Annotated in this window: 2 tRNA genes and 1 rRNA gene (1 of these 3 running past the window's edge); all 3 read right to left on the bottom strand. The window is 50.3% G+C overall.

The window, feature by feature from the left end:
• Positions 1-78: 78 nt before the first annotated feature.
• Positions 79-154, bottom strand: a tRNA-Ala gene (locus C1T21_RS26940).
• Between the two features lie 21 nt (positions 155-175).
• Positions 176-252, bottom strand: a tRNA-Ile gene (locus C1T21_RS26935).
• A gap of 38 nt (positions 253-290) precedes the next feature.
• A 5S ribosomal RNA gene (rrf, locus tag C1T21_RS26930) occupies positions 291-352 on the bottom strand (it continues 76 nt past the right edge of the window).

Genomic DNA, 352 nt, shown 5'->3' with positions numbered 1-352 from the left:
ATCAGCTTAAAGGAATATTCTAAAACGCAATTTCGTTTCGGTATCCAGTTTTCAAGGTGCAATGATAATAAATCTTTTTGGTGGAGCCAAGCGGGATCGAACCGCTGACCTCCTGCTTGCAAGGCAGGCGCTCTCCCAGCTGAGCTATGGCCCCAAAAGTAAATATAAAGTTATATGGTGGGCCCTAGTGGACTCGAACCACCGACCTCACCCTTATCAGGGGTGCGCTCTAACCAGCTGAGCTAAGGGCCCATAATAAACCACCAAAGAAATTCTTCTTTAGTGGTTGCGCTTGGCGACGTCCTACTCTCCCAGGACCCTGCGGTCCAAGTACCATCGGCGCTGGAGGGCT

The sequence above is a fragment of the Paenibacillus sp. F4 genome (genome assembly GCF_002894905.1).
Taxonomy (GTDB): domain Bacteria; phylum Bacillota; class Bacilli; order Paenibacillales; family Paenibacillaceae; genus Paenibacillus; species Paenibacillus polymyxa_B.
Note: the sequence above shows the minus strand (reverse complement) of the source record. Positions and strands in the feature narration are given on the sequence as shown.